This is a genomic window from Enterobacter sp. R-1.6.2, from assembly GCF_035064085.1.
Lineage (GTDB): Bacteria > Pseudomonadota > Gammaproteobacteria > Enterobacterales > Enterobacteriaceae > Enterobacter > Enterobacter asburiae_B.
Window position 1 is genome coordinate 1 of sequence record NZ_JASEYI010000119.1, and the last position, 650, is coordinate 650.

At 52.2% G+C, this 650-nt stretch carries 1 protein-coding gene; it reads right to left on the reverse strand.

The genetic code is table 11. The features are described from left to right. Positions 1-22: 22 nt before the first annotated feature. Positions 23-650 (reverse strand): Tn3 family transposase (locus tag QMN93_RS26075; protein WP_142517731.1); only part of this gene is annotated, 628 nt, incomplete at its 5' end.

The window sequence follows — 650 nt, forward strand, 5'->3', positions numbered from 1 at the left end:
GCCAATGGAACGAAAACGTACGCTAAGAAGTTAATTCATTGTTTAAATTGAAATTTAGTTCTCTCAGTTCCCCCTTCAAAATATCCTCCGGTAGCGTAAACGTATAATGCCCCAGCATATTGATATGCCCGTGCATCAGTGGGGACAACCGGGCGATATCTTCAACCCCGATTTCTTCTCCATTACTGCGTATCCAGCTCAGGGCTTCCTGCATATAAAGTGTGTTCCACAGTACCACTGCGTTAGTGACCAGGCCCAGTGCCCCCAGCTGATCTTCCTGACCTTCACGATAGCGCTTTCTGATCTCACCGCGCTGCCCGTAGCAGATCGCCCTCGCCACAGCATGGCGGCCTTCCCCCCGGTTTAGCTGCGTCAGGATCCGCCGACGATAATCCTCATCATCAATATAATTAAGAAGGTACAGCGTCTTGTTGACGCGCCCCACTTCCATGATCGCCTGTGCCAGCCCTGATGGGCGCGAGCTTTTCAGCAAAGAGCGAATGAGTTCTGAAGCATGAATGGTGCCCAGTTTCAGCGAACCGGCGGTTCGCATCATCTCATCCCACTGATCCTCGGCTTTCGACAGATCGGCACAACCACGTGCCAGTTCGTCCAGTGCACCGTAATTTGCCGATTTATCCACTCGCCAG